Source organism: Pseudomonas fluvialis, from assembly GCF_002234375.1.
Lineage (GTDB): Bacteria > Pseudomonadota > Gammaproteobacteria > Pseudomonadales > Pseudomonadaceae > Aquipseudomonas > Aquipseudomonas fluvialis.
On record NZ_NMQV01000023.1, the window covers coordinates 84,431 to 104,298 of the forward strand.

Below are 19,868 nucleotides of genomic sequence, written 5' to 3' on the forward strand. Positions count from 1 at the left end.
GCTGCTGGCACTATGCCGCTGTGCAGCCTGTGTCAGGCCCCCCTAGCCATTCAAGTGGCCAGCAGGCTGGCCGATAGTGCGTCTATCGCCTGGCGATGTTCAGGATGCACCGTCTCCACCTGCGGACTACTGGCATGAAGCTGAAGATCACTCCTACACGCAACGAAATTCGTCTTGGCGATGATGAGTTCATCGTCAGCAAAACCGATACCAAGGGACGCATTACCTACGCCAATCGCACCTTCATGAAGATCTCCGGCTTTGCCGAGCCTGAGCTGCTGGGCGTACAGCACAATATCGTGCGTCATCCGGATATGCCGCGTGGGGTTTTCCAATTGCTGTGGAGCACCCTGCAGGGCGGCCAGGAGTTCTTCGGTTATGTGAAGAATCTGTGCAAGGACGGCAGTTTCTACTGGGTGCTGGCCAATATCACCCCGGACCTGGACAGCGCTGGCCAGTTGCGTGGCTACTATTCGGTGCGTCGCAAGCCCAAGGCCAGTGCGCTGGCGGTCCTCGAACCCATCTATCGGCGCATGCTGGAGCTGGAGCGCGAGGCTGGCCCGCGTGAAGCGATTGCCCGCTCACAAGCCTACCTGCAGGAGTTGTTGCAGCAACAAGGCACGGACTACACCGGGTTTGTCCTGGCGCTCACCCAGGAGGTGCGCTCATGAGTTTCTCGTCACCGCAAACCTACGGCGTCAGCGCGGGTTCACCGTTCCTCTGCGCGCGCATCAAGCTGCTGGCCGGCAGCCTGGTGGCTATTTCCCTGGCGGGCCCCTTGTGGGCCATCCTGTTTGCCGAAGGCAGCCTGTGGTGGTTGCTGCAACCCGTGCTGACCCTGTTGCCGGTTGTAGTCATGCTGCGTGCCGGGGGGCGTGTGCTGCGCACCCTGCAGACGGTCTACGACACGATGAGTCAGGCCAATGCGGGCGCCTTTCATTTGCGCGTGACCAATACCCAGCACCTGGGCGAGGTGGGTAAGGTGGCCTGGGAGGTCAACGACTTCCTCGACAAGGTCGAGTCTTACTTCAAGGAGGTCGACTCCTGTTTCAGTCACGTGGCGCGAGGCAACTTCCAGCGCCAGGCGCTGACTGACGGCATGCCCGGTCAGTTGCGTGTGTCGCTGGAAAACATCAACTACTCGATCGGCGAGATGAGCAAGAACTCGCGGCTGGTCGCCGACAACCAGCTGCATTCGGCGTTGCACTCACTCAATGTGCAGAACCTGATTCGTAACCTGCGAGATGCCCAGGAGGATTTGCTGCACATTGGCGAGCGTATGGGGCAGGTCGAGCAGATTGCCAATGACAATGGCAGCGCGGCTCTGCACAGTCAGCAGGGCGTGCAGCAAATGGTGGAGGCGCTGGACAATATCTCACGCACCATCAATCAGGTTGCGGAGGTGGTCAACCAGCTGGGCAACGACAGCCAGCAGGTGCAGGCGTCGCTGTCGATCATTACCGAGATCGCTGATCAGACCAACCTGCTGGCACTTAATGCCGCCATCGAGGCAGCGCGTGCCGGCGACCAGGGACGCGGCTTCGCGGTCGTTGCCGATGAGGTCAAGGCCCTGTCGCGGCGTACCAAGGATGCGGCGGTGGAGGTCACCAGTACCATTGGCAATTTCAGCCGGCGCGTCAGCGACATGGTGGTGCAAGCCGCCGACTCCAACAGCTTGGCGCAGGAAGTCAGTCGCATGGCGGTGGGCTTCCGCGATCAGTTCGATACCTTTGCCAGTGGTTCGCGGCAAACCATGGCGGCAGTGAGCATGGCCAAGGACCAGGCGCTCAACACCCTGGTCAAGGTCGACCACATCATCTACAAGCAGAACGGCTATATCGCTCTGGACAGCTCGGCGCAGTTCACCGGTGCGCTGGAGGCGGTGGCCATGGATCACCAGCACTGTCGCCTTGGTCAGTGGTACTACCAGGGCGAAGGGCAGGCCAGTTGCAGCCATACCCGCGGCTTCCGTGCCCTTGAAGCACCGCATGTCCAGGTACACCGTGCGGTACAGGCCGCCGTGGCATTGCGTGATGCCGACTGGATCCACCAGCCGGCGATCAAGCAACGCATCATCGATGCAATGCGTGAAGCCGAGGAACAGAGCTACGCGATGATCCAGCATATGGATGCCATGTTGCAGGAGAAGCATGCCTCGCTCGGCTAACCCTCAGCGCATGCGGAAGGCTTCCTGGTGAAACTGTGCCAGCGGCATGCCGGCCTGACGCAGGCCGCGCCGCAGGTGTTCGGCCAGCCCCTGCGGGCCGCAGAACCACAGGTGTGGCCAGCCTTGCGGGTGCTCGCTGAGCAGGGTGGAGCCATCTAGCGGTCCCTGGAGGTCACTGTAATGGACCTGCAGGCGGATGCTTGGCAAGCCGCTGCACAGCTGCGCCAGACGCTGACCGAACAGGTCTTCCGCTGGGTTGCGTACGCAGTAATGCAGCGTGGCCTGGGGCGCACGTTCGGGCTGTCCCTGAAGCGCTTCCAGCCAGGCCAGGAAGGGAGTTACGCCAATCCCGGCGGCAATCCAGTGCTGGTTGGGCAACTGTGCCGATGGCAGCGTGAAGGCACCGTAGGGGCCCTCGACCTGCACGGCCTGGCCTACCTGCAGGGTGTGCTGCAGGTGTCGGGTGTGGTCACCCAGGGCCTTGATGGCAACGCGCACACAGGCATTTCCCGTATCAGCAGCACTGAGGGTGAAGGGGTGTGCGCCCTCGGCGCCACCGAAGTCAATGAAAGCGAACTGTCCGGGCTGGTGCCGCCAGTGGCCTTGCAACTGGCAGGTGATCTCCAGCACATCATCAGCCAGGGCGCGCATGGCGACGATCTGCCCGGTATGGCGTCGTGACTGGCCGATGCGTCGAGTCAGCGAATACAGCGCGCAGATACTGCCGAGCAGTGCACTGCCGGCGATCAGCAGGCCCAGCGGCTGGCGCCAGTAGTTATCCGGTGCCAGTACCACGCCATGGAAGGCGAACAGCAGGAACAGCGGTGCCAGCAGGCGATGTGCGTAACGCCACAGGTGGTAGGGGAAGCGCTGCCAGAGGGTTAGCACCAACAGCAGGCCGAGCAGCCAGATCGACCATTCGCCCAGGTCCTTGGCCGAGTCGCGCCAGGCTTCGAAGAGTCGTTCGACCTTGGGGCCCTTGCCTGGGTGGGGAACCAGCATGTCCAGTAGTGGGCCGGCCAGCTCCAGTAGATAGTGCGCAAAGCCCAGGCCGATGGCCCAGTAGCCGGCCAGGCGATGCATGCGATACAGCCGATCCAGACCGCCCATACGTTGCTCCAGCCAGGCCGGGCGCATGGCTAGCAGCATCAGCCAGGCCATCAGGGTAAACGACAGCACGCCGCTGAACAGGATGGTTTCGCGACGCCACCACCAGACATCCAGCCAGGCAGCGCCAGGCCCCATGCCCAGGCTATACAGCCAGGCGGCCAGTACCAGACTGGCGATCACGCTAATCGAGCGCATGGATGAGCTCCTTGGTATTTATCAGGCTAATAAGTAGCTTGCTTATTAAAAGCCTAGTTAGCATGCGCCGGCAAACTGAAGCGAAGCTGAATGTACCTTTACCTTGCCTATACTCACTGCAGTTTTGCCTGTTCCCCCGCAAGGAGCCTGTCGTGTCCCGAGTGTTGTTGATCTGCTGCAGCCTGCTGCTGGCTACCGCACAGGCCGAGGACAGCGCAGCGCTGCGCTTTTGCTATGAAGACAGTGACTCCTACCCCTGGGTAATGCGGGGAGGCGAGGGGTTGAATATCGAATTGCTGCGCGAGGTAGGCGAGCATCTGCAACGGCCTATCGAGTTTATTGCCGTGCCTTGGCGGCGTTGCCTGGCGGGCCTGCAGCAGGGGCGCTACGACGGTGCCTTTGCGGCCAGCTACCAGGCCGAGCGTGCCTTGCTGGGGCGCTATCCGCTGGATGCCCAAGGCAGTGTGGATAGCAGTCGGCGCCTGCATACCGGCGATTATGCGCTCTACCACCGTGTCGAGCAGATCCCTCACTGGGATGGCCAGCGTTTGCAGGTGAATGGCTCGGTGGGGTCGCTCAGTGGCTTCTCCATCGTGCCTTTCCTGCATCAGTTGGGCGCACGCGTGGACGAAAGTAGTCGCGAACCCCAGGCCCTGTTGCGCATGCTGGCCAGCCGGCGTGTCTCGGCAGTGGCGTTACAGAGTGCCCGTGCCGATTTCATTCTGCAGGGGGATGCCCAGTTAGCGGCGAGCATCCGCAAGGCGCCGCTGCCGCTGCAGGTCAAACCTTACTTCCTGATGCTCAGTGCGCCGCTCTGCGACCGTGATGGCGAATTGGCCGAGCGCATCTGGGACAGCGTGCGCAGGGTGCGCGAGTCGCCAGGCTATCAAGCCCGTGAACGTACCCTGCACGGCCTGCCAGATTCCTGACTGACTGGTTAGTCGTTATCTTGACTGCAATCAGGGACGTGGCGAACTGTCCGAGTGATTCTGTCAGGTATGAAGGCTGGCCGGTGTGCTACGGCGGGCCTTGCCCACCTGATCCGCCTCGGGATGTCTGTCATGAAAACCCTCTTTGTACCCGCCACCGCGTTGATGAACCGGCTCAACTATCCCAGCAAGTTTGGCCTGATCGGTGCTCTGGTACTGCTGGCCTTCGCCAGCCTGATGTGGGCCCTGGCCAGTGAGTTGCGGGAAACCATCGAGCGCTCGCGCAACGAACTGGTGGCGACCGCGCTGACCCGCCCGCTGGCCCGGATGGTTGAGTTGACCCAGCAGCATCGCGGCTTGTCCTCGATGGTGCTGGGCGGCAATGCAGACATGCGGGATAAGCGTGCGCAGCGCGCCGAAGAGGTATCGCGTGCGCTGGCCAGCCTGCGTGCCAGTCTGGCCGAGGACAAGCGCCAGCTGCCCGCCTGGCAGCAGATCGAGCGGGATTGGCAGGTGTTGCAAGCGCAGGGGCTACAACTGGAGCGCGCCGCCAATTTCCACGCGCACACCGAGCTGGTGGCGCAGTTGCTGCGCTTGCAGATTCAGCTGGCCGATGCCTATGGCCTGAGTTTCGATCCGGACGAAGCGAGCTTCTACCTGATGACGGCGGCAATCAATCGTTTGCCATTTTTGCTCGAACGCTTTGGCCGCTTGCGTGCCCAGGGCTCCGGTGCGCTGGCCCAGGGGCATGCCGATAGTGCTCAGCGCATTGCCTTGAGCGTACTCAACGAGGAAATCCGCAGTGCCATGCTGGATGTGGAGGCTGGCCTGGCCAAGGTGGCCGAGCAACGCCCGGAGCTGCGTTTGTCGCTTGAACAGGCGGTGGCAGCGCTCTATCAGAAAATCCAGCGGGTTGAGCAGGTCGTCCAGGGCATGCTGCTGCATGAGGATTTTCAGTCGACCAGTGCTGCGCAGTTTTTCGAGCTGACCACCGAGGGGATCACGATCGGTTATCAACAGATGAACCAGGTACTCTTGCCGACCCTCGACCAGTTGCTCGAACAGCGCATGGCTGAGGCCCAGCAGGTGCTGTACTTCAACCTATTACTGGCCGTGCTGGTACTGGCGGTGATCGGCTACCTGTCGATGGGTGCCTACCTGTCGGTGATGAACAGCATTCGCTGCCTGCGCGAGGGCAGCGAGCGCCTGGCGCGTGGTGAGCTGAGTAGTCATATCCAGCTGGCGGCGCGCGATGAATTGCGCTTTGTCGCAGCGGGCTTCAATGCCATGGCTGAGGCCATGCGTGGCCTGATTGCAGGCATCAAGGGCAATGCCGGCGAAGTAGCCGATGCCGCGCGTGACCTGGTGACGGCTTCCGGGCAGATTCATGTGGCATCACAGAAACAGAGCGACGCGGCTTCCAACATGGCGGCGGCGGTGGAGCAGATGACCGTGGGAATCGAGCATATCGCCCGCGGTGCCGGTGCGGCGGATGAGCTGGCGGTCCGCTCTGGCGAGCTGTCGCGCGATGGGGGGGCGATTGTCGCATCGGTGGTGCAGGAGATCAGTGAAATTGCCGTATCGGTTGCCGAGTCGGCGCGTACTGTCGAGGAACTTGGTGAGCGCTCCGGGCAGATTTCCGCCATCGTCGGGGTGATTGGTGACATTGCCGCGCAGACCAACCTGCTGGCGCTCAATGCGGCCATCGAGGCGGCGCGGGCGGGTGAGCAGGGGCGCGGTTTTGCCGTGGTCGCCGATGAGGTGCGTAACCTGGCGGCGCGCACGGCCAACTCCACGCGGGAAATCTCCGAGATGGTCAAGAGCATCCAGCAGGGTACGGCAGGTGCCGTGGAGGGCATGGAGCGGGGTGTCGAGCGGGTCAACGCCGGGGTGGCGCGTGCCGAGAAAGCGGGCGAAGCCATGGCGCGCATTCGCCAGGCGGCCGAACAGGTGCAGGCCACGGTGGCGGAGATTTCTCATGCGCTGCGTGAGCAGAGCAGTGCATCCACGGAAATCGCCCAGCAGGTGGAGATGATCGCGCGCATGGCCGAAGAGAACGGCCTGGCGGTGGCCAGTAATCACCAGACGGCGGCCAGCCTGGGGACGTTGGCGGATACGCTGCTGGGCAATGTCGGTCGTTTTCGTACCTGAAACTGTGTCTTGCACGCTGCGGCGCGCATCAAGACAGCAATGCGGTGAACTGCGCGTTATGTCTACTGCCCGCCATCGGTGCGCCTGTGGCACACTCTGTTCTTTCGCAGGGCATAATGTGTTTCCTGCTGTTTCAGCTGCTGCGGGCCTGTACCGCCAGCCCTTGCATGATGGCCGCTGCGTGCGACCGAAGAACAAAGAGGAAAGACTGTGCACAACGTCGTGATCAGTGGCACCGGCTTGTTTACTCCCGCCAACAGCATCTCCAACGAGGAACTGGTGCTGGCCTTCAATACCTATGTTCAGCAGTTCAATGCTGAACATGCCGCCGCCATCGAGCGTGGTGAAGTCGAGGCGCTGAGTGAGTCCAGCGTGGCCTTCATCGAGAAGGCGTCCGGCATCAAGAGTCGTTTCGTTATCGATAAGGCCGGCATCCTCGATCCGCAGCGTATGACCCCGCGCATTCCCGAGCGGAGCAATGACGAGCTGGGCATTCTGGCCGAAATGGCCGTGGCTGCAGCCCGCGAAGCCCTGCAGCGCGCCGGACGCAGCGCCGCGGATATCGACGGTGTCATCGTTGCCTGCTCGAACCTGCAGCGTGCCTATCCCGCCGTGGCTATCGAAGTTCAGGCGGCCCTGGGTATTCAGGGCTGGGGCTACGACATGAACGTGGCCTGCTCTTCGGCCACCTTTGGTATCCAGGCGGCGACCAACGCAGTACAGACCGGGCAAGCCCGTGCCATCCTGATGGTCAATCCGGAAATCTGCACCGGCCACCTCAATTTCCGTGACCGTGACAGCCACTTCATCTTTGGCGATGCGGCTACTGCCGTGATCATCGAACGTGCTGATCAGGCCAGCTCGGCGCAGCAGTTCGAAATCGTCGGCACCAAGCTGATCACGCAGTTCTCCAACAACATCCGCAATAATTTCGGCTTCCTCAATCGCTGTGCCGAGGAAGGTATCGGTGCCCGCGACAAGCTGTTTGTCCAGGAAGGGCGCAAGGTGTTCCGCGATGTCTGTCCGATGGTGGCCGAGCTGATTGCCGCGCACCTGGCCGAGCATCAGCTGGAGGTGTCCGCTGTACGGCGCTTCTGGTTGCACCAGGCCAACCTGAACATGAACCTGCTGATCACCCGCAAGCTGCTTGGCCGCGATGCCGAGCCGCATGAAGCACCGGTGATTCTCGACAGCTATGCCAACACCAGTTCGGCCGGTTCGGTCATTGCCCTGCACAAGTACCAGGACGACCTGCCGGCGGGCAGCGTGGGGGTGCTCAGCTCCTTCGGTGCCGGTTACTCGATTGGTAGCGTGATCCTGCGCAAGCGCTGAGAGAGCGAGCAATAAAAAACCGGCTTAGGCCGGTTTTTTATTGTTTACGGAACTTAAAAGTTCCGTTGTCACTGAATTTTCATCTAACAGCCACTGCGCTGAAATAACTCCCGCCAAGATTCCCCCAACACCGCGGGTTGTACCCGCGTACCGACCGGCAATCGCAGCATGATGCAGAACGTGCCGCTGACGCCGGTGAAGATCGTCAGCGCCAAGAAGCTCTGACCCCCTCCGATGACCGGCCTCGCCGGTCATCTCGCTTGCGGCAACGACGCGGCGGCCGAGCCGCTGCGCCCATCCGCGCACTGCTCTGCTACAGGAGATCGCGTAATGAGTGCCCCACAAAGCCCCCTCAATACCCCCGAAGGCCAGGCCCAGCTGCTACAGGACCTGCTCAGCGCCGAGCGTGCCGGTGCCAAGGTCGCTGGCGAATCGCTGCAGCAGGCCACCGATCCGCAGCAGCGCGAGCTGCTGGAGCAGATTCGCCAGGGCGAGATCGACAGTTGCAAGCTGCTGCTCAATTGCCTCAAGCACCTGGGTTTGGAGCCGAACCGGGATACCGGCGCCTTCTACGGCAAGGCCATGGCCATCGAATCGCTGGACGAGCGCCTGCCCTTCGTCGATCGCGGTCAGCAGTGGGTCATCCGCAAACTGCGTGAGTACCTGCCCGGCTGCGACGACCCGCTGCTGCGCAGCGAGCTGGAGCAGATGCTGCGTATTCACGAAGAGAACAGCGCAGCGTCGCACTGATTTTTTCTCTTCGCGCCTATCGGTGCGTGCCTATTGCGCCGTCAGTCAGCCTGCCGATACGGCAACGCCTGGCGTGCCGCCTCGGCATAGGCCTGTACACCCGCGCGTTCCTGAGTGAGGAATTCGGCCACCGCGGCACGCAAGCCGGGATGCGCCAGATAGTGCCAGGAGCGCGTGATCACCGGCACGAAGCCACGAATGAGCTTGTGCTCACCCTGCGCCCCGGCATCGAACCGCTCCAGGCCGCCCGCGATGGCCTGATCGATACCCTGGTAAAAGCACGTCTCGAAGTGCAGCCGGTCGAACTCCGCCAGACAGCCCCAGTACCGACCGTACAGGCCAGACGCACTGCGCAGGCTGAAGGCCATCGCCACCGGCCTCGAGCCCTGTAACGCCAGCACCACGCGAATCGCCTGCGGCATGCGCTCGGCCAACAGGCTGAAGAATTGCCGAGTCAGATAGGGCGTCTGACCGCGGACCTGATAGGTGTTGGCGTAGCAGGCATAGACGAAATCCCATTCCGCCTCACTGAGCTCGTGCCCATCGCGCCACTCGAAGCTGATGCCCTGCCCCGCCACCTGTTCGCGTTCCTTGCGCAACTGCTTGCGCTTGCGCGAGGTCAGTGCATCGAGAAAGTCCTGAAAATCGCGGTAACCACGGTTGTGCCAATGAAACTGGCAGCCGATGCGCTCCAGCCAGCCATCCCGTCCCACCAGCAGCTGATCGGCCCGCGGCTCGCTGAAATTCACGTGAAGCCCCGACAGTTCCTGCCTTTCAAGCCCAGCGGTGAGTACATCGAGCAGCTCACCGGCAGCCTGTACGTCGCCCAGCAGGCGACTGCCGGTGACCGGGGTGAAAGGCACCGCGCAAAGCAGCTTGGGGTAGTAGGCGATGCCGGCCCGCTGGCAGGCATCCGCCCACGCCCAATCGAACACGTACTCGCCGTACGAATGAAACTTGCGATACAGCGGCAAGGCTGCCTGCAACGCGCCCTGCGGGTCGCGCAGCAGGAGATGGGCAGGTTGCCAGCCGCTACGCCCACCCACGCTGCCGCTGTCTTCCAGCGCGCAGAGGAAGGCGTGACGAAGGAAGGGCTGATCATCGCTCAGCAGCGCATCCCATTCGGCGGGAGGCAGTTCGGCGAGGCGGTACAGGGTCTGGATAGGCATGCGCGCAGTCTGGCCTGTCCCGCAGGCGAAAAAAAGCCCCGCCAGGGCGGGGCTCAATGGAGCATCACGGATGAGGTGATGTTTTAGAACACGTACTGGGCACGCAGGCTGATGGCGTCGCCGTCGTCGTCGCCATTGGCGTTTACCACGTCGTCCACGCTGGTCTTCAAGTAGTTGGCCGACAGCTTGACCGACTCGTTGGCATACCAGTTCACACCGATGGTGTGGGTCTTGGCACCGGCTTTGGCGCTGTCCAGCGCACCGACATAACCGCTCGGGGCGATACCGGTCTCGTCGACGGTGATGTCGTCGAAGCGGTAGAACACTTCCCACGCACCGATCTGCTTGTTCTCCGGCTTGATCTTGTCGAACTTGCCGCCATCGAGCTTGTAGGAGCGCGACTCGCCGGTGAGGGTGTAGGCCAGCTGCACGTTGTAGCCGGACGCTTCCAGATCCTCGAAACCATCCTGGGCGTCGACGGTGCGGGTCAGGTATTCACCCTGAACCGAGAACGGGCCGATCATGTAAGCCGCTTCCAGACCCCAGGCCTGATCGCTGCCGTCGGTGCGAGTGCCGCCGAAGGTGGCGCGGTTGCCGTTGGCACTGTCTTCGGTGGTGCCACGCACGGACAGGCGCGGACGGATGCGTTCCAGGTAACCTTCTTCCACGTCACGCTGACCGAAGCTCGCGCCCAAGTGCAGCACCTGGTCCTTCTCGACGATCGGGGCGATCACGCCACGCAGCACGAAGCTGGTGTTGTTGGCGCCATCTTCGTCCTCGAGCATGTCGACGCCGTCGCCACCATCCTGACGATAGGCACCGGCCTCGCCGTGGAACATGCCGACAGTGGTACGCACGCGGATGCCTTCGCCGTCTTCGTGGTCGTTCAGCCAGGGCGCCAGGTCATAGATCGCCGAGCGCTCGATGGCGGTGATCCACTTGGAGCTGACGGCTTCTTCCAGGCCGAACGTCGGGTTGATACGACCAACCGAAACCTGGACCGGCTTCCAGCCGTTGTAGTGGATGGCCAGCTCCTGCCAATCGCTGGAATCGTTGCCAAAGTTGCGGTGGAAGGTGTAGCCCCAATCGGTGAAGGCAACACCGGAAATCTCCAGACGCGCACGACGGAAGTAGGTCTCATCTGCGCGCTCGCCGTTCCGGGTGTAGAAACCATCGAAGCTGTCGGCATCAGCCTGCAGACGGCCATTGATCTTGAACGAGAACTCCTTGTCGGTGGTTTCGACCTCCAGGCCGCCCTTGGTCTTGATAACGAGATCGGCGCCGTCGGTGGTGACGGTACCGGCGAAAGTCTGGGCGGAAACGGCCAGAGCGAGGGCGCTGGCGGCGAAACCGGCGAAGTGCTTACGGATCATCCAAAATTCCCCTTTATGTTTAGCGTCGGAAACACACGAGATGGGCTCTTTGTGTTGGGGGGAATCTTGGCGGCGGCGTATGTCAGCCAAATGGCTGATATGTAAATCTTTTGTGACAGCGGAACTTTCCGTGGAGCCGCATCACAGAGCGGCTGCGGCACTTTTTCGTCAGCTGCGAACGTTGCGCTCGCTGGGAGCGTCGGGCTTTACCGCGCGCCAGCTCGGCGGCTATGCGCAGGTTGACCGCCGTGAGTTGGGCAAGGTGGCCACTCGCAAGCTCGGCTACCTGTTCCAGTATCGCCAGGCGCACTAGGCCAGCAACGACAAACCCCGCCGTGGCGGGGTTTGTGGAGGAACGGTGGCTCTCAGTGTTTTTTCTGGTAGTTGTCCATTGCCTGCTGAATCATCTTGCGGGCTTCTTCGGCGTTGCCGAAACCGTTCAGCTCAACCTTCTTACGACCTTCCGGGAGCTGTTTGTACACGCGGAAGAAGGCTTCGATGCGCTGGCGCTCGATGGCCGGCAGGTCGTCGATGTCCTGGATGGTGTCGTACGTGGGATCGATATCGCTGCTCGGCACGCCGATGATTTTCTCATCGGCCTCACCGCCATCGATCATCTTCAGGTAGCCGATTGGCCGGAACTTGATCAGCACGCCTGGATGCAGGGCCTCGCGGGTCAGTACCAGGGCGTCCAGCGGATCGTTGTCCCCCCCCAGGGTGCGCGGCAGCGAGCCGTAGTTGGCAGGGTAGACAACCGGCATGGACTGGAAGCGATCGACGAAGACCAAGCCTTCTTCATTGATTTCGTACTTGGTGAAGCTGCCAGCGGGGATTTCCACGGCCAGGTGCACGTCAGCCGGTGCATTATCGGCCTGTGCGGCATGGAACGGATGGCTGATCGATTGGCTGGCCAGCAGGCTAGTGCTACCCAGGCATAGGGCAATACCGATGGCGAGCAGGGACTTTTGCATGGTGACTCCTCAAGGAACAGGGGGGATTGCCCGGTCATCATGCGTGGTGACTGTGAGTGTTTTTTTACAAGGGGTTTGCCGTTGGGTGACAGTCACAAAAAAGCCGGGCGCTGGCCCGGCTGTTTGAGTGTGTGGCGTCTTACTGACGGCCGCTGACGGTCTTGCCGTCGACCGTGCCGCTCTTGAGCATGATCAGGTATTCCTTGCCGTCCTTCTCCACCTGGTGCAGTCGCACCAGCAGGTAATCCCAGTCCTTGGCGAACCACAGGGTGGTCTTGCGCTGGCTTTGCGTCGGGTCGCGCACCCGCTCAACCTTGATGGCATCCAGCAGGCCAGCCTTGGTACGCACCCGCTCCTCACCGAGGATGCGGAAATCATAAGTCTCGATTTCATCACCATCGACAACCTGATAGCTGAGGGCCTTCTTGCCGGCGGCTACGTCGTATTGCAGTTGCAGCTGATAGGTGGACTTGTCGAGCAGTCCACGGTTGAGTGGCAGGCGTACCGCATCGCCGCGGTCCGAGCCAACCACCTGCTTGGCCTCCCAGTCGAAACGATGCTCGATCTGCTTGGATTTGCCCAGGCCGTGCCGGGAGAACTGATAGTCCAGGGGTTGCAGCTGCTCGCCCTGAACGCGCAGGCGGCTACGTTCGGTCAGGCCGGCGAGCAACATGCTGGCTTCGAAGCTGAGTTGCCAGCTGCCGTCAGCTTGTGCCTGCAGGCTGCGCTCGGCGCTGCCGCTGACCGGCAGTTGCTTCCAGTCGGCGGTGTAGCTGGCGGTGTAGGGTTTCAGCTCGAGTGCCGCCACGGGCAGGGCGAGCAGGCTGAGTAGCAATACAGCAGCACGACGCATCGACATTCTCCAGGTCAGGGGCGAATCTGCCAGCCTTGCGCAGGCAAGGCTTGTCCATCCAGCAGGCAACCTTGCGGGCCGAGGCGCAAGCGCCCTTCGGCGAACCAGCGTACGGCCAGCGGGTAAATCTGGTGCTCGGCCTGGTGCACGCGTTGCGCCAGGCTGTCTGGCGTATCGTCGGCGAGGACGGGCAATACAGCCTGTACGACCAGAGGGCCGCCGTCGAGTTCCTCGGTGACGAAATGCACGCTGCAACCATGTTCGCTGTCGCCAGCCTCCAGGGCCCGCTGATGCGTGTGCAGACCCTTGTGCTTGGGCAGCAGCGAGGGGTGGATATTCAGCAGGCGACCGCTGTAGTGCGTGACGAAGGCCGGGGTGAGGATGCGCATGAAGCCCGCCAGCACCACCAGGTCGGGCTGGTGGCGATCGATAGCCTCGACCAGCGCCGCATCGAAGGCTTCGCGGTCGGCGAACTGCTTGTGGTCAAGCACCTCACGGGTGATGCCGGCCTGCTGCGCACGCACCAGGCCGTAGGCATCGGCGCGGTTGGAAATCACCGCGGCGATGCGGGCCGGATTGCCGTCATGGGCAATGCTGTCGATCAGCGCCTGCAGGTTGCTGCCGGAGCCAGAGATCAGGACGACGACATTGCAGGCCATCAGTGGGCTTTCAGGTTGTTCAGCTGAACCTGGGCGGCACCTTCGGTGGCTTGGGCGATCTGGCCGATGACCCACGGCTGCTCGCCCGAGGCGCGCAGGCTGGCCAGCGCAGCTTCGACCTGGTCCTGAGCGACACAGATGACCATGCCCACGCCGCAGTTGAGGACGCGGTGCATTTCATGCTCGTCGACGTTGCCTTTTTCCTGCAGCCAATCGAATACCGCCGGACGGGTCCAGCTGGCCACGTCGACCACCGCCTGGGCGCCTTGCGGCAGCACGCGCGGGATGTTGTCGAGCAGGCCGCCGCCGGTGATGTGGGCCATGGCCTTGACCGCGCCGGTGTCCTTGATCAGCTTGAGCAGCGGCTTGACGTAGATGCGCGTCGGCGCCATCAGCAGGTCGGCCAGCTTCTTGCCGTCCAGTTCGGTGGTTTCGATGTCGGCACCGGATACTTCGAGGATCTTGCGGATCAGCGAATAGCCGTTGGAGTGCGGGCCGGAGGAGGGCAGGGCGATCAGCGCGTCACCGGTGGCGACTTTCGAGCCGTCGATGATCTCGCTCTTCTCCACCACGCCGACGCAGAAGCCGGCCAGGTCGTAGTCTTCGCCTTCGTACATGCCGGGCATTTCGGCAGTCTCGCCGCCGACCAGGGAGCAGCCGGCCAGTTCGCAGCCGGCGCCGATGCCGGTGACCACGGTGGCGGCTACGTCGACGTTGAGCTTGCCGGTGGCGTAGTAGTCGAGGAAGAACAGCGGCTCGGCGCCGCACACCACCAGGTCGTTGACGCACATGGCGACCAAGTCCTGGCCGATGCTGTCGTGCTTGTTCAGGTTCAGTGCCAGGCGCAGCTTGGTGCCGACGCCATCGGTGCCGGAGACCAGCACCGGCTGCCGGTAGCCGGCGGGGATCTCGCACAGCGCGCCGAAGCCACCCAGGCCACCCATGACCTCCGGCCGCGCGGTGCGCTTGGCCACGCCCTTGATGCGCTCGACCAGGGCTTCGCCTGCATCGATATCGACACCGGCGTCCTTGTAGCTGATGGAGGGTTGCTTGCTCATGAATGCGTGCCTTTGCCTGGATAGCGGTTGGAACAGTCGTGCGCGGCCGGCGCCGACCCGGAAAGGCGGCGATTTTATCAGGCTTGCCGGGGGGCGACCATGGCCTGTCGGCGAAGGCTGCGGCAGAATCGTCGTGCGCGGCACGCCAGGGGGCTCTGGCTCGGGGTACACTGCGGCCGTTTTTTGTCGCCAATCTGTCAACGGGTGAATTCCCCATGCGTGTTTTTCTTCGTCTGCTGGTGCTCTGCCTGCCTTTCTGGGCGCCCCCCCTGTGGGCTGCCAGCCCCGAGGCGCTTTATCAGGTGCGCGAAAGCCTCGCCGGACAGAGCCCTGAACAACGTAGCGAGGCGTTGCAGCGGGCGCTGGATACCCTGGTGCTGCGCCTGACCGGCGATCCCCAGGCGCTGCTCAACCCGCAGGTGCAGGCGCTGCGTGCCGATCCGCAGCAACTGGCACGCCAGTTCGGTTACGCCGATGACCATGTGCTGGTGGAGTTCGACCCGCTGACCAGTGAATCGCGCTTGCGCGAGGCGGGTTTGGCGCTGTGGGGCGCCAGCCGCCCGGCCTTGCTGGTCTGGTGGCTGAATCAGGGTGTGGACGGTAGCCAGTTGGTCGGCGATGCCCAGGACGGCGCCAGTCTGTTACAGCAGGCCGCGCAGCATCGCGGGCTGCCGATACGCCTGCCCCTGGCCGATCTCAGCGAGCAGTTGCTGATTAGTGACGAGCTGTTGCAGGGTGATGCCGAGGCGGTGTTGCAGGAGCCCGCGGTACGTTATGAGGCTGACATGCAGTTGCTGGTACTGGCTCGCCAGCGCGGCTCGGCCTGGCAGGCCGACTGGCGCCTGTTGCTGGGCGATGGCGAGGAGCGTGGCCAGCTTGAGGCCAGTGACCAGGCCAGCCTGGCCGACGCCCTCCTGCTGACGCTCAGCCAGCGCCTGGCGCCGCGTTTTGTGGTGCGCCCGGAGGCCGCCAGCCAGCTGGTGTTGGAAGTACAGGGGGCCGACCTGGCCCGCTTTGCCCAGCTGGAGCGTGTCTTGGAACCCTTTGCCGCGCGCCTGTTGCGCGTCGAGGGCGATCGTTTGCGTTATCGCCTGCAGGCCGGTGCCCAGCAGTTGCATGCACAACTGAGCTTGCTGCAACTGCAGGTCGTGCCTGCCGAGGTGCCTGCCGTCCAGCCGGTAACCGCTGAACAGAGCGGCGAGGCGCCGCTGGCCGCAGCCGCGCAGGTGCCGGCTGCCTCGGCCGCACTGTTGCAATACCGCTGGCCCTGATTTGCCGCCATGCGCCATCTGCCCAACCTGCTGACCCTGCTGCGCCTGCTGTTGACCTTGCCGATCGCCTGGTTGCTGCTCAGCGAACGCTTTGCTGCAGCGCTCTGGCTGTTCGCCGTGGCCGGTGCTTCGGATGCGCTGGATGGCTTTCTGGCGCGGCGCTTTGGCTGGGTGAGTCGCGTGGGTAGCGTACTGGACCCGCTGGCCGACAAGCTGCTGCTGGTCACCAGCTATGTCTGTCTGGGGCTGAGCCAGGTATTGCCCTGGTGGTTGACCCTGCTGGTGTTGCTGCGGGATGCACTGATCGTAGGAGGGGCGCTGGTGTACCGTGTGCTGGTCGGTGCCTTGCAGATGCGCCCGAGCCTGCTCGGCAAAGCCTCGACACTGGCGCAGATCATCCTGGTGCTGGCCGTGCTGCTGGAACTGAGCTGGCTGCCGAGCTTTGCCGAGGTGCGCCCGCTGCTGATCGTTACGGTGCTGCTGCTGACCCTGTGCAGCGGCCTGCATTATGTATGGGCCTGGACGCGGCTGTATCGCCGCCAACGCAAGGGAGTGACCTTATGACCGATTCGCGACGCTGGCTGTGGCTGGTAGCCCTGTTGGGCGGTGGCTGGCTGCTCTACCTGCTGACGCCGATTTTGCCGCCCTTCCTGGTGGCCATGCTGCTCGCCTATCTGGGTGACCCGCTGGTCGATCGTCTGGAGCGTCGTGGGCTGTCGCGGACCTGGGGGGTGACCCTGGTGTTCGTGCTGTTTGCCCTGACGGTCCTGCTGCTATTGCTGATTCTCCTGCCCATGCTGGGGCGTCAGTTGGTACGTTTGTACGAGCTGATCCCGCACATGCTGGAATGGTTGCAGGTCACGGGCTTGCCCTGGGTGCAGATGCAGTTGGGGGTAGACGGTGATTTCTGGCGCTTCGAGCGGATTCGCACCGCGTTGTCGAGCAACCCCGAGCGAACCGGTGATCTGCTCGGCCTGCTGGCCAGCCAGGTCACCCACTCCAGCCTGGCTTTGCTGGGCTTTGTCGGCAATCTGCTGTTGGTGCCGGTGGTGGGTTTCTACCTGATGCGCGACTGGGATGTGCTGATGCTGCGCCTGCGCAACCTCCTGCCGCGTCGCCAGGAAGGCCTGGTGCTGCGCCTGGCCGGCGAGTGTCACGAGGTGCTGGGCGCTTTCATGCGTGGCCAGCTGTTGGTCATGCTGGCGCTGGGTGCGGTCTATGCCAGCGGCCTGATGCTGATTGGCCTGGAGTTGGGGCTGTTGATCGGCCTGCTTGCCGGCCTGGCCAGCATCGTGCCCTACATGGGCTTCATTGTGGGTATCGGTGCGGCCCTGATTGCCGTGGTCTTCCAGTTCGGCGGTGACGCCCTGTACCCGCTGGTCGGCGTGGTGGTGGTGTTCAGCATCGGTCAGATGCTCGAAGGCATGTTGCTTACCCCGCTGCTGGTGGGCGATCGCATCGGCCTGCATCCGGTGGCGGTCATCTTCGCGGTGCTGGCCGGTGCCCAGCTGTTCGGCTTCGTAGGTATCCTGCTGGCCTTGCCGGTGGCCGCGGTGATCATGGTTTTGCTGCGTCATGTGCATGATTTATATAAACTTTCCGATCTTTATGGGGAGAACGGAAACGGCTCGGGTGAGCCGCCGAAGCAGGCATGAAACCAATCCAGCTGCCTCTCGGTGTGCGTTTGCGCGACGACGCCACCTTTGCCAACTACTATCCTGGCGCCAACGCGGCAGCGCTCGGCTATGTCGAGCGCCTGTGCCAGCCTGATGCAGGCTGGGGCGACAGCCTGATTTACCTGTGGGGCAGTGCGGGCGTCGGGCGTAGCCACTTGCTGCAGGCTGCCTGCCTGCGCGCCGAGCAACAGGGCGAGCAGGCGGTCTATCTGCCCTTGGCTGAGTTGGTCGAATACGGTCCCGAACTGCTCGATGACCTGGAGCAGTGCGCGCTGGTCTGCCTGGACGATCTGGAAGCCGTGCTGGGTCGGAGCGCTTGGGAAGAAGCGCTGTTCCACCTGTTCAATCGTCTGCGCGATGCCGGCAAGCGTCTGCTGCTGGCCGCTTGCGCGGCCCCTCGCGAATTGCCGGTGGCCTTGCCTGACTTGCAGTCGCGGCTCAGCCTGGCGCTGGTGTTTCAGTTGCGCGAACTGGCCGAGGAAGACAAGTTGCGTGCCCTGCAACTACGTGCTTCGCGGCGTGGCTTGCAGCTGTCCGATGAGGTCGGGCGGTTTATCCTGACCCGCGGTGCGCGCAGCATGAGTGCGCTGTTCGAGTTGCTTGAGCAGCTTGACCAGGCCTCCTTGCAGGCCCAGCGCAAGCTGACCATTCCGTTTCTCAAACAGACCCTGGGCTGGTAGGCCGGCTATTCGCCGGCCAGCTTGCGCTGGTACTGGAAACGCCAGCGGGTGTACAGCAGGGCACAGCAGAACAGCAGCACGCTGATGGTGGTTGCCAGCGCGCCATACAGGGCGCGTGCCGGATCGAAGGCGGCCAGTACCCCCTGGATGAAGTAGAGGTTGACCACAAAGCACAGCCAGGCATGCGCGCGTGCGTTACCCAGCAGGATGCCGGGGGCCAGCAATAACAGCGGTAGCAGCTGAATGCTCAGCACCACCCACGGTCGTGCACCATGCAGGTCGGCGAACCACAGGTTCCATACCAGCAGCAAGAGCAGCAGGGCCACGAAGTTGAACAGGCTCAGCGCACGGCTGAGCTTCATGCGCGGGATCAGCCAGTCGAGTTCCGGCAAGGCTTTGGGGGTTTTAGCCACGGCTAGGCTCCAGGCGTTGGGCGATATGCGCCAGGCGTTTGCCCAGGGCGCGACACAGGCTGATTTCATGTTCGTCGAGTGGCCGCTTGCCGTCGGCGCCGGCCAGGTGGCTGGCCCCGTAGGGCGTACCGCCCCCCTGGGTGTGCAGCAGCGCGGGTTCGCTGTAGGGCAGCCCGCTGATCAGCATGCCGTGATGCAGCAGGGGCAGCATCATCGACAGCAGGGTGCTTTCCTGGCCGCCATGCAGGCTGGCCGTGGAGGTAAACAGTGCGGCCGGCTTGCCCACCAGTTCGCCGGTCAGCCACAGACCGCTGGTGCCATCCAGGAAGTACTTGAGCGGCGCCGCCATGTTGCCGAAGCGTGTCGGGCTGCCCAGTGCCAGACCGGCGCACTGGCGCAGGTCATCCAGGCTGGCATACAGCGCACCCTCGTCGGGAATCTCCGGGGCAACCGCCGCGCATTCACTGGAAACGCCGGGCACGGTGCGCAGGCGTGCCGTCATGCCACCCTGCTCCACGCCACGGGCAATTTGCCGGGCCATCTGCGCAGTGGCGCCGTGGCGGCTGTAGTAGAGCACCAAGATATAGGCGTCGCTCACGGGAGGATCTCCAGAATGCGCTCGGGCGGGCGGCCCACCATGGCGCGCGGGCCGTTGATCAGGATGGGCCGCTCGATCAGGCGCGGGTGCTCGGCCATGGCGTCGATCAGTTGCGCTTCACTGAGCTGCGGATCGTCGAGGTGCAGGCTCTGGTAGAGTTCCTCGCCGCTGCGCAGCAGTTGCCGGGCTGACAGGCCCAGTTTGCCCAGCAGTTCACGCAGTTGCGCGGCGTTGAGAGGACTGTCCAGGTAGCGCAACACCTCGACCTGGAGGCCGCGGGCTTCGAGCAGCTCAAGGGCTGCGCGGGATTTCGAACAGCGCGGGTTGTGCAGCAGGCACAGTTCGCTCATCACAGGGTCGCTCGTGCAGGGAAGTGGCGGGGATTTTAACCGCCCGTGGGGCCCGCCCCGAACTGCCGGGAACCCGGAAAGAGGCGGGAAGCTGGGTTTTATTCATCGCCCGGGGCTGTTTCCTCTCTCTCCTCTGGGCCCCTTTTTTTCCCTCGCCGTCCCC

At 63.2% G+C, this 19,868-nt stretch carries 21 protein-coding genes and 2 pseudogenes; 13 read left to right on the forward strand and 10 right to left on the reverse strand.

All coding sequences use genetic code 11. From position 1 onward, the window contains the following. Positions 1 to 134: 134 nt before the first annotated feature. The 3 genes and pseudogenes from CFY91_RS12670 to CFY91_RS16475 all read left to right on the forward strand — a co-directional run bounded on the left by CFY91_RS12670 (position 135) and on the right by CFY91_RS16475 (position 2,167). Positions 135 to 671 (forward strand): PAS domain-containing protein, encoded by a 537-nt coding sequence (locus CFY91_RS12670; RefSeq protein ID WP_093986742.1) that lies wholly within the window; start codon positions 135 to 137, stop codon positions 669 to 671. Positions 672 to 1,351: 680 nt separating this feature from the next. Beyond that, positions 1,352 to 1,690, forward strand: a pseudogene (locus tag CFY91_RS16470) (methyl-accepting chemotaxis protein); the annotation flags it as partial. Positions 1,691 to 1,768: 78 nt separating this feature from the next. Further along, on the forward strand, positions 1,769 to 2,167 hold the full coding sequence (locus tag CFY91_RS16475) for a CZB domain-containing protein (RefSeq protein ID WP_423812484.1): 399 nt from the start codon (positions 1,769 to 1,771) through the stop codon (positions 2,165 to 2,167). A 3-nt stretch (positions 2,168 to 2,170) separates the two neighbouring features. Here the strand turns inward: CFY91_RS16475 and CFY91_RS12680 are convergent, their stop codons facing one another. After that, entirely contained in the window at positions 2,171 to 3,472 is a 1,302-nt protein-coding gene (locus tag CFY91_RS12680; RefSeq protein WP_093986744.1) for a ferredoxin reductase family protein, read from the reverse strand. 152 nt (positions 3,473 to 3,624) lie between these two features. Between CFY91_RS12680 and CFY91_RS12685 the strand changes: the two genes are divergently transcribed. The 5 genes and pseudogenes from CFY91_RS12685 to CFY91_RS12700 all read left to right on the forward strand — a co-directional run bounded on the left by CFY91_RS12685 (position 3,625) and on the right by CFY91_RS12700 (position 8,634). Continuing rightward, positions 3,625 to 4,401: a substrate-binding periplasmic protein gene (locus tag CFY91_RS12685; RefSeq protein ID WP_165765327.1), complete on the forward strand. Its 777-nt coding sequence runs from the start codon at positions 3,625 to 3,627 to the stop codon at positions 4,399 to 4,401. A gap of 132 nt (positions 4,402 to 4,533) precedes the next feature. Next, positions 4,534 to 6,552 carry a methyl-accepting chemotaxis protein gene (locus CFY91_RS12690; RefSeq protein ID WP_093986746.1) on the forward strand — a complete coding sequence of 673 codons (2,019 nt, stop codon included), beginning with the start codon at positions 4,534 to 4,536 and terminating at the stop codon, positions 6,550 to 6,552. Between the two features lie 210 nt (positions 6,553 to 6,762). Beyond that, complete coding sequence (locus CFY91_RS12695; RefSeq protein ID WP_093986747.1) at positions 6,763 to 7,884, forward strand: beta-ketoacyl-ACP synthase III; 1,122 nt, start codon at positions 6,763 to 6,765, stop codon at positions 7,882 to 7,884. A 144-nt stretch (positions 7,885 to 8,028) separates the two neighbouring features. Beyond that, positions 8,029 to 8,109: pseudogene (locus CFY91_RS16330) on the forward strand (peptidylprolyl isomerase A); the annotation flags it as partial. 105 nt (positions 8,110 to 8,214) lie between these two features. Then, positions 8,215 to 8,634: a DUF6306 domain-containing protein gene (locus CFY91_RS12700; protein WP_003289468.1), complete on the forward strand. Its 420-nt coding sequence runs from the start codon at positions 8,215 to 8,217 to the stop codon at positions 8,632 to 8,634. 41 nt (positions 8,635 to 8,675) lie between these two features. On the opposite strand, the gene CFY91_RS12705 is transcribed toward CFY91_RS12700, so the two are convergent. Further along, entirely contained in the window at positions 8,676 to 9,803 is a 1,128-nt protein-coding gene (locus CFY91_RS12705) for a GNAT family N-acetyltransferase (protein ID WP_093986748.1), read from the reverse strand. 83 nt (positions 9,804 to 9,886) lie between these two features. Then, entirely contained in the window at positions 9,887 to 11,176 is a 1,290-nt protein-coding gene (locus CFY91_RS12710) for an OprO/OprP family phosphate-selective porin (protein ID WP_093986749.1), read from the reverse strand. Between the two features lie 181 nt (positions 11,177 to 11,357). Here CFY91_RS12710 and CFY91_RS16315 point away from each other — a divergent pair, with 181 nt between their 5' ends. Then, positions 11,358 to 11,489, forward strand: coding sequence for a hypothetical protein (locus CFY91_RS16315; RefSeq protein WP_279305037.1), 132 nt, complete (start codon positions 11,358 to 11,360; stop codon positions 11,487 to 11,489). 52 nt (positions 11,490 to 11,541) lie between these two features. Here the strand turns inward: CFY91_RS16315 and CFY91_RS12715 are convergent, their stop codons facing one another. From CFY91_RS12715 to purM, 4 genes are all read right to left on the reverse strand, one after another. Continuing rightward, a complete protein-coding gene (locus CFY91_RS12715) occupies positions 11,542 to 12,147 on the reverse strand; it encodes an inorganic diphosphatase (protein WP_093986750.1) in 606 nt (201 codons plus the stop codon). A 139-nt stretch (positions 12,148 to 12,286) separates the two neighbouring features. Beyond that, on the reverse strand, positions 12,287 to 13,000 hold the full coding sequence (locus CFY91_RS12720) for a DUF3108 domain-containing protein (RefSeq protein WP_093986751.1): 714 nt from the start codon (positions 12,998 to 13,000) through the stop codon (positions 12,287 to 12,289). Between the two features lie 14 nt (positions 13,001 to 13,014). Further along, a complete protein-coding gene (purN, locus tag CFY91_RS12725; protein WP_093986752.1) occupies positions 13,015 to 13,659 on the reverse strand; it encodes a phosphoribosylglycinamide formyltransferase in 645 nt (214 codons plus the stop codon). Then, a complete protein-coding gene (gene purM / locus CFY91_RS12730) occupies positions 13,659 to 14,717 on the reverse strand; it encodes a phosphoribosylformylglycinamidine cyclo-ligase (protein WP_093986753.1) in 1,059 nt (352 codons plus the stop codon). Before purM ends, purN begins: the two co-directional genes overlap by 1 nt. Before the next feature lie 215 nt (positions 14,718 to 14,932). Here purM and CFY91_RS12735 point away from each other — a divergent pair, with 215 nt between their 5' ends. Genes CFY91_RS12735 through hda form a run of 4 tightly spaced genes read left to right on the forward strand, consistent with a single transcriptional unit; the run spans position 14,933 to position 18,344 of the window. Next, the gene (locus CFY91_RS12735) at positions 14,933 to 15,988 is read left to right on the forward strand and encodes a DUF2066 domain-containing protein (protein WP_093986754.1); all 1,056 of its coding nucleotides are present in this window, start codon (positions 14,933 to 14,935) and stop codon (positions 15,986 to 15,988) included. Between the two features lie 9 nt (positions 15,989 to 15,997). Continuing rightward, entirely contained in the window at positions 15,998 to 16,552 is a 555-nt protein-coding gene (locus CFY91_RS12740) for a CDP-alcohol phosphatidyltransferase family protein (protein ID WP_093986755.1), read from the forward strand. Further along, positions 16,549 to 17,643: an AI-2E family transporter gene (locus CFY91_RS12745; protein WP_093986756.1), complete on the forward strand. Its 1,095-nt coding sequence runs from the start codon at positions 16,549 to 16,551 to the stop codon at positions 17,641 to 17,643. Before CFY91_RS12740 ends, CFY91_RS12745 begins: the two co-directional genes overlap by 4 nt. Then, positions 17,640 to 18,344, forward strand: coding sequence for a DnaA regulatory inactivator Hda (gene hda / locus CFY91_RS12750; RefSeq protein ID WP_093986757.1), 705 nt, complete (start codon positions 17,640 to 17,642; stop codon positions 18,342 to 18,344). Before CFY91_RS12745 ends, hda begins: the two co-directional genes overlap by 4 nt. 5 nt (positions 18,345 to 18,349) lie before the next feature. Here the strand turns inward: hda and CFY91_RS12755 are convergent, their stop codons facing one another. The 3 genes from CFY91_RS12755 to arsC are packed head-to-tail and all read right to left on the reverse strand — an operon-like array spanning position 18,350 to position 19,705. Further along, entirely contained in the window at positions 18,350 to 18,757 is a 408-nt protein-coding gene (locus CFY91_RS12755) for a DUF2069 domain-containing protein (RefSeq protein WP_093986758.1), read from the reverse strand. After that, the gene (wrbA, locus tag CFY91_RS12760) at positions 18,750 to 19,355 is read right to left on the reverse strand and encodes an NAD(P)H:quinone oxidoreductase (RefSeq protein WP_093986759.1); all 606 of its coding nucleotides are present in this window, start codon (positions 19,353 to 19,355) and stop codon (positions 18,750 to 18,752) included. Before wrbA ends, CFY91_RS12755 begins: the two co-directional genes overlap by 8 nt. Further along, on the reverse strand, positions 19,352 to 19,705 hold the full coding sequence (gene arsC / locus CFY91_RS12765; RefSeq protein ID WP_093986760.1) for an arsenate reductase (glutaredoxin): 354 nt from the start codon (positions 19,703 to 19,705) through the stop codon (positions 19,352 to 19,354). Before arsC ends, wrbA begins: the two co-directional genes overlap by 4 nt. Positions 19,706 to 19,868: the final 163 nt, after the last annotated feature.

Excerpts from the sequence above, each read along its gene's own strand:
- CFY91_RS12670 (WP_093986742.1), top strand. The coding sequence starts at position 135 with ATGAAGCTGAAGATCACTCCTACACGCAACGAAATTCGTCTTGGCGAT.
- CFY91_RS16475 (WP_423812484.1), top strand. The coding sequence starts at position 1,769 with ATGGCCAAGGACCAGGCGCTCAACACCCTGGTCAAGGTCGACCACATC.
- CFY91_RS12715 (WP_093986750.1), bottom strand. The coding sequence starts at position 12,147 with ATGCAAAAGTCCCTGCTCGCCATCGGTATTGCCCTATGCCTGGGTAGC.
- arsC (WP_093986760.1), bottom strand. The coding sequence starts at position 19,705 with ATGAGCGAACTGTGCCTGCTGCACAACCCGCGCTGTTCGAAATCCCGC.
- CFY91_RS12700 (WP_003289468.1), top strand. The coding sequence starts at position 8,215 with ATGAGTGCCCCACAAAGCCCCCTCAATACCCCCGAAGGCCAGGCCCAG.
- CFY91_RS12690 (WP_093986746.1), top strand. The coding sequence starts at position 4,534 with ATGAAAACCCTCTTTGTACCCGCCACCGCGTTGATGAACCGGCTCAAC.
- purM (WP_093986753.1), bottom strand. The coding sequence starts at position 14,717 with ATGAGCAAGCAACCCTCCATCAGCTACAAGGACGCCGGTGTCGATATC.
- purN (WP_093986752.1), bottom strand. The coding sequence starts at position 13,659 with ATGGCCTGCAATGTCGTCGTCCTGATCTCTGGCTCCGGCAGCAACCTG.
- CFY91_RS12745 (WP_093986756.1), top strand. The coding sequence starts at position 16,549 with ATGACCGATTCGCGACGCTGGCTGTGGCTGGTAGCCCTGTTGGGCGGT.
- CFY91_RS12735 (WP_093986754.1), top strand. The coding sequence starts at position 14,933 with ATGCGTGTTTTTCTTCGTCTGCTGGTGCTCTGCCTGCCTTTCTGGGCG.
- CFY91_RS12740 (WP_093986755.1), top strand. The coding sequence starts at position 15,998 with ATGCGCCATCTGCCCAACCTGCTGACCCTGCTGCGCCTGCTGTTGACC.
- CFY91_RS12720 (WP_093986751.1), bottom strand. The coding sequence starts at position 13,000 with ATGCGTCGTGCTGCTGTATTGCTACTCAGCCTGCTCGCCCTGCCCGTG.
- hda (WP_093986757.1), top strand. The coding sequence starts at position 17,640 with ATGAAACCAATCCAGCTGCCTCTCGGTGTGCGTTTGCGCGACGACGCC.
- CFY91_RS12705 (WP_093986748.1), bottom strand. The coding sequence starts at position 9,803 with ATGCCTATCCAGACCCTGTACCGCCTCGCCGAACTGCCTCCCGCCGAA.
- CFY91_RS12710 (WP_093986749.1), bottom strand. The coding sequence starts at position 11,176 with ATGATCCGTAAGCACTTCGCCGGTTTCGCCGCCAGCGCCCTCGCTCTG.
- CFY91_RS12680 (WP_093986744.1), bottom strand. The coding sequence starts at position 3,472 with ATGCGCTCGATTAGCGTGATCGCCAGTCTGGTACTGGCCGCCTGGCTG.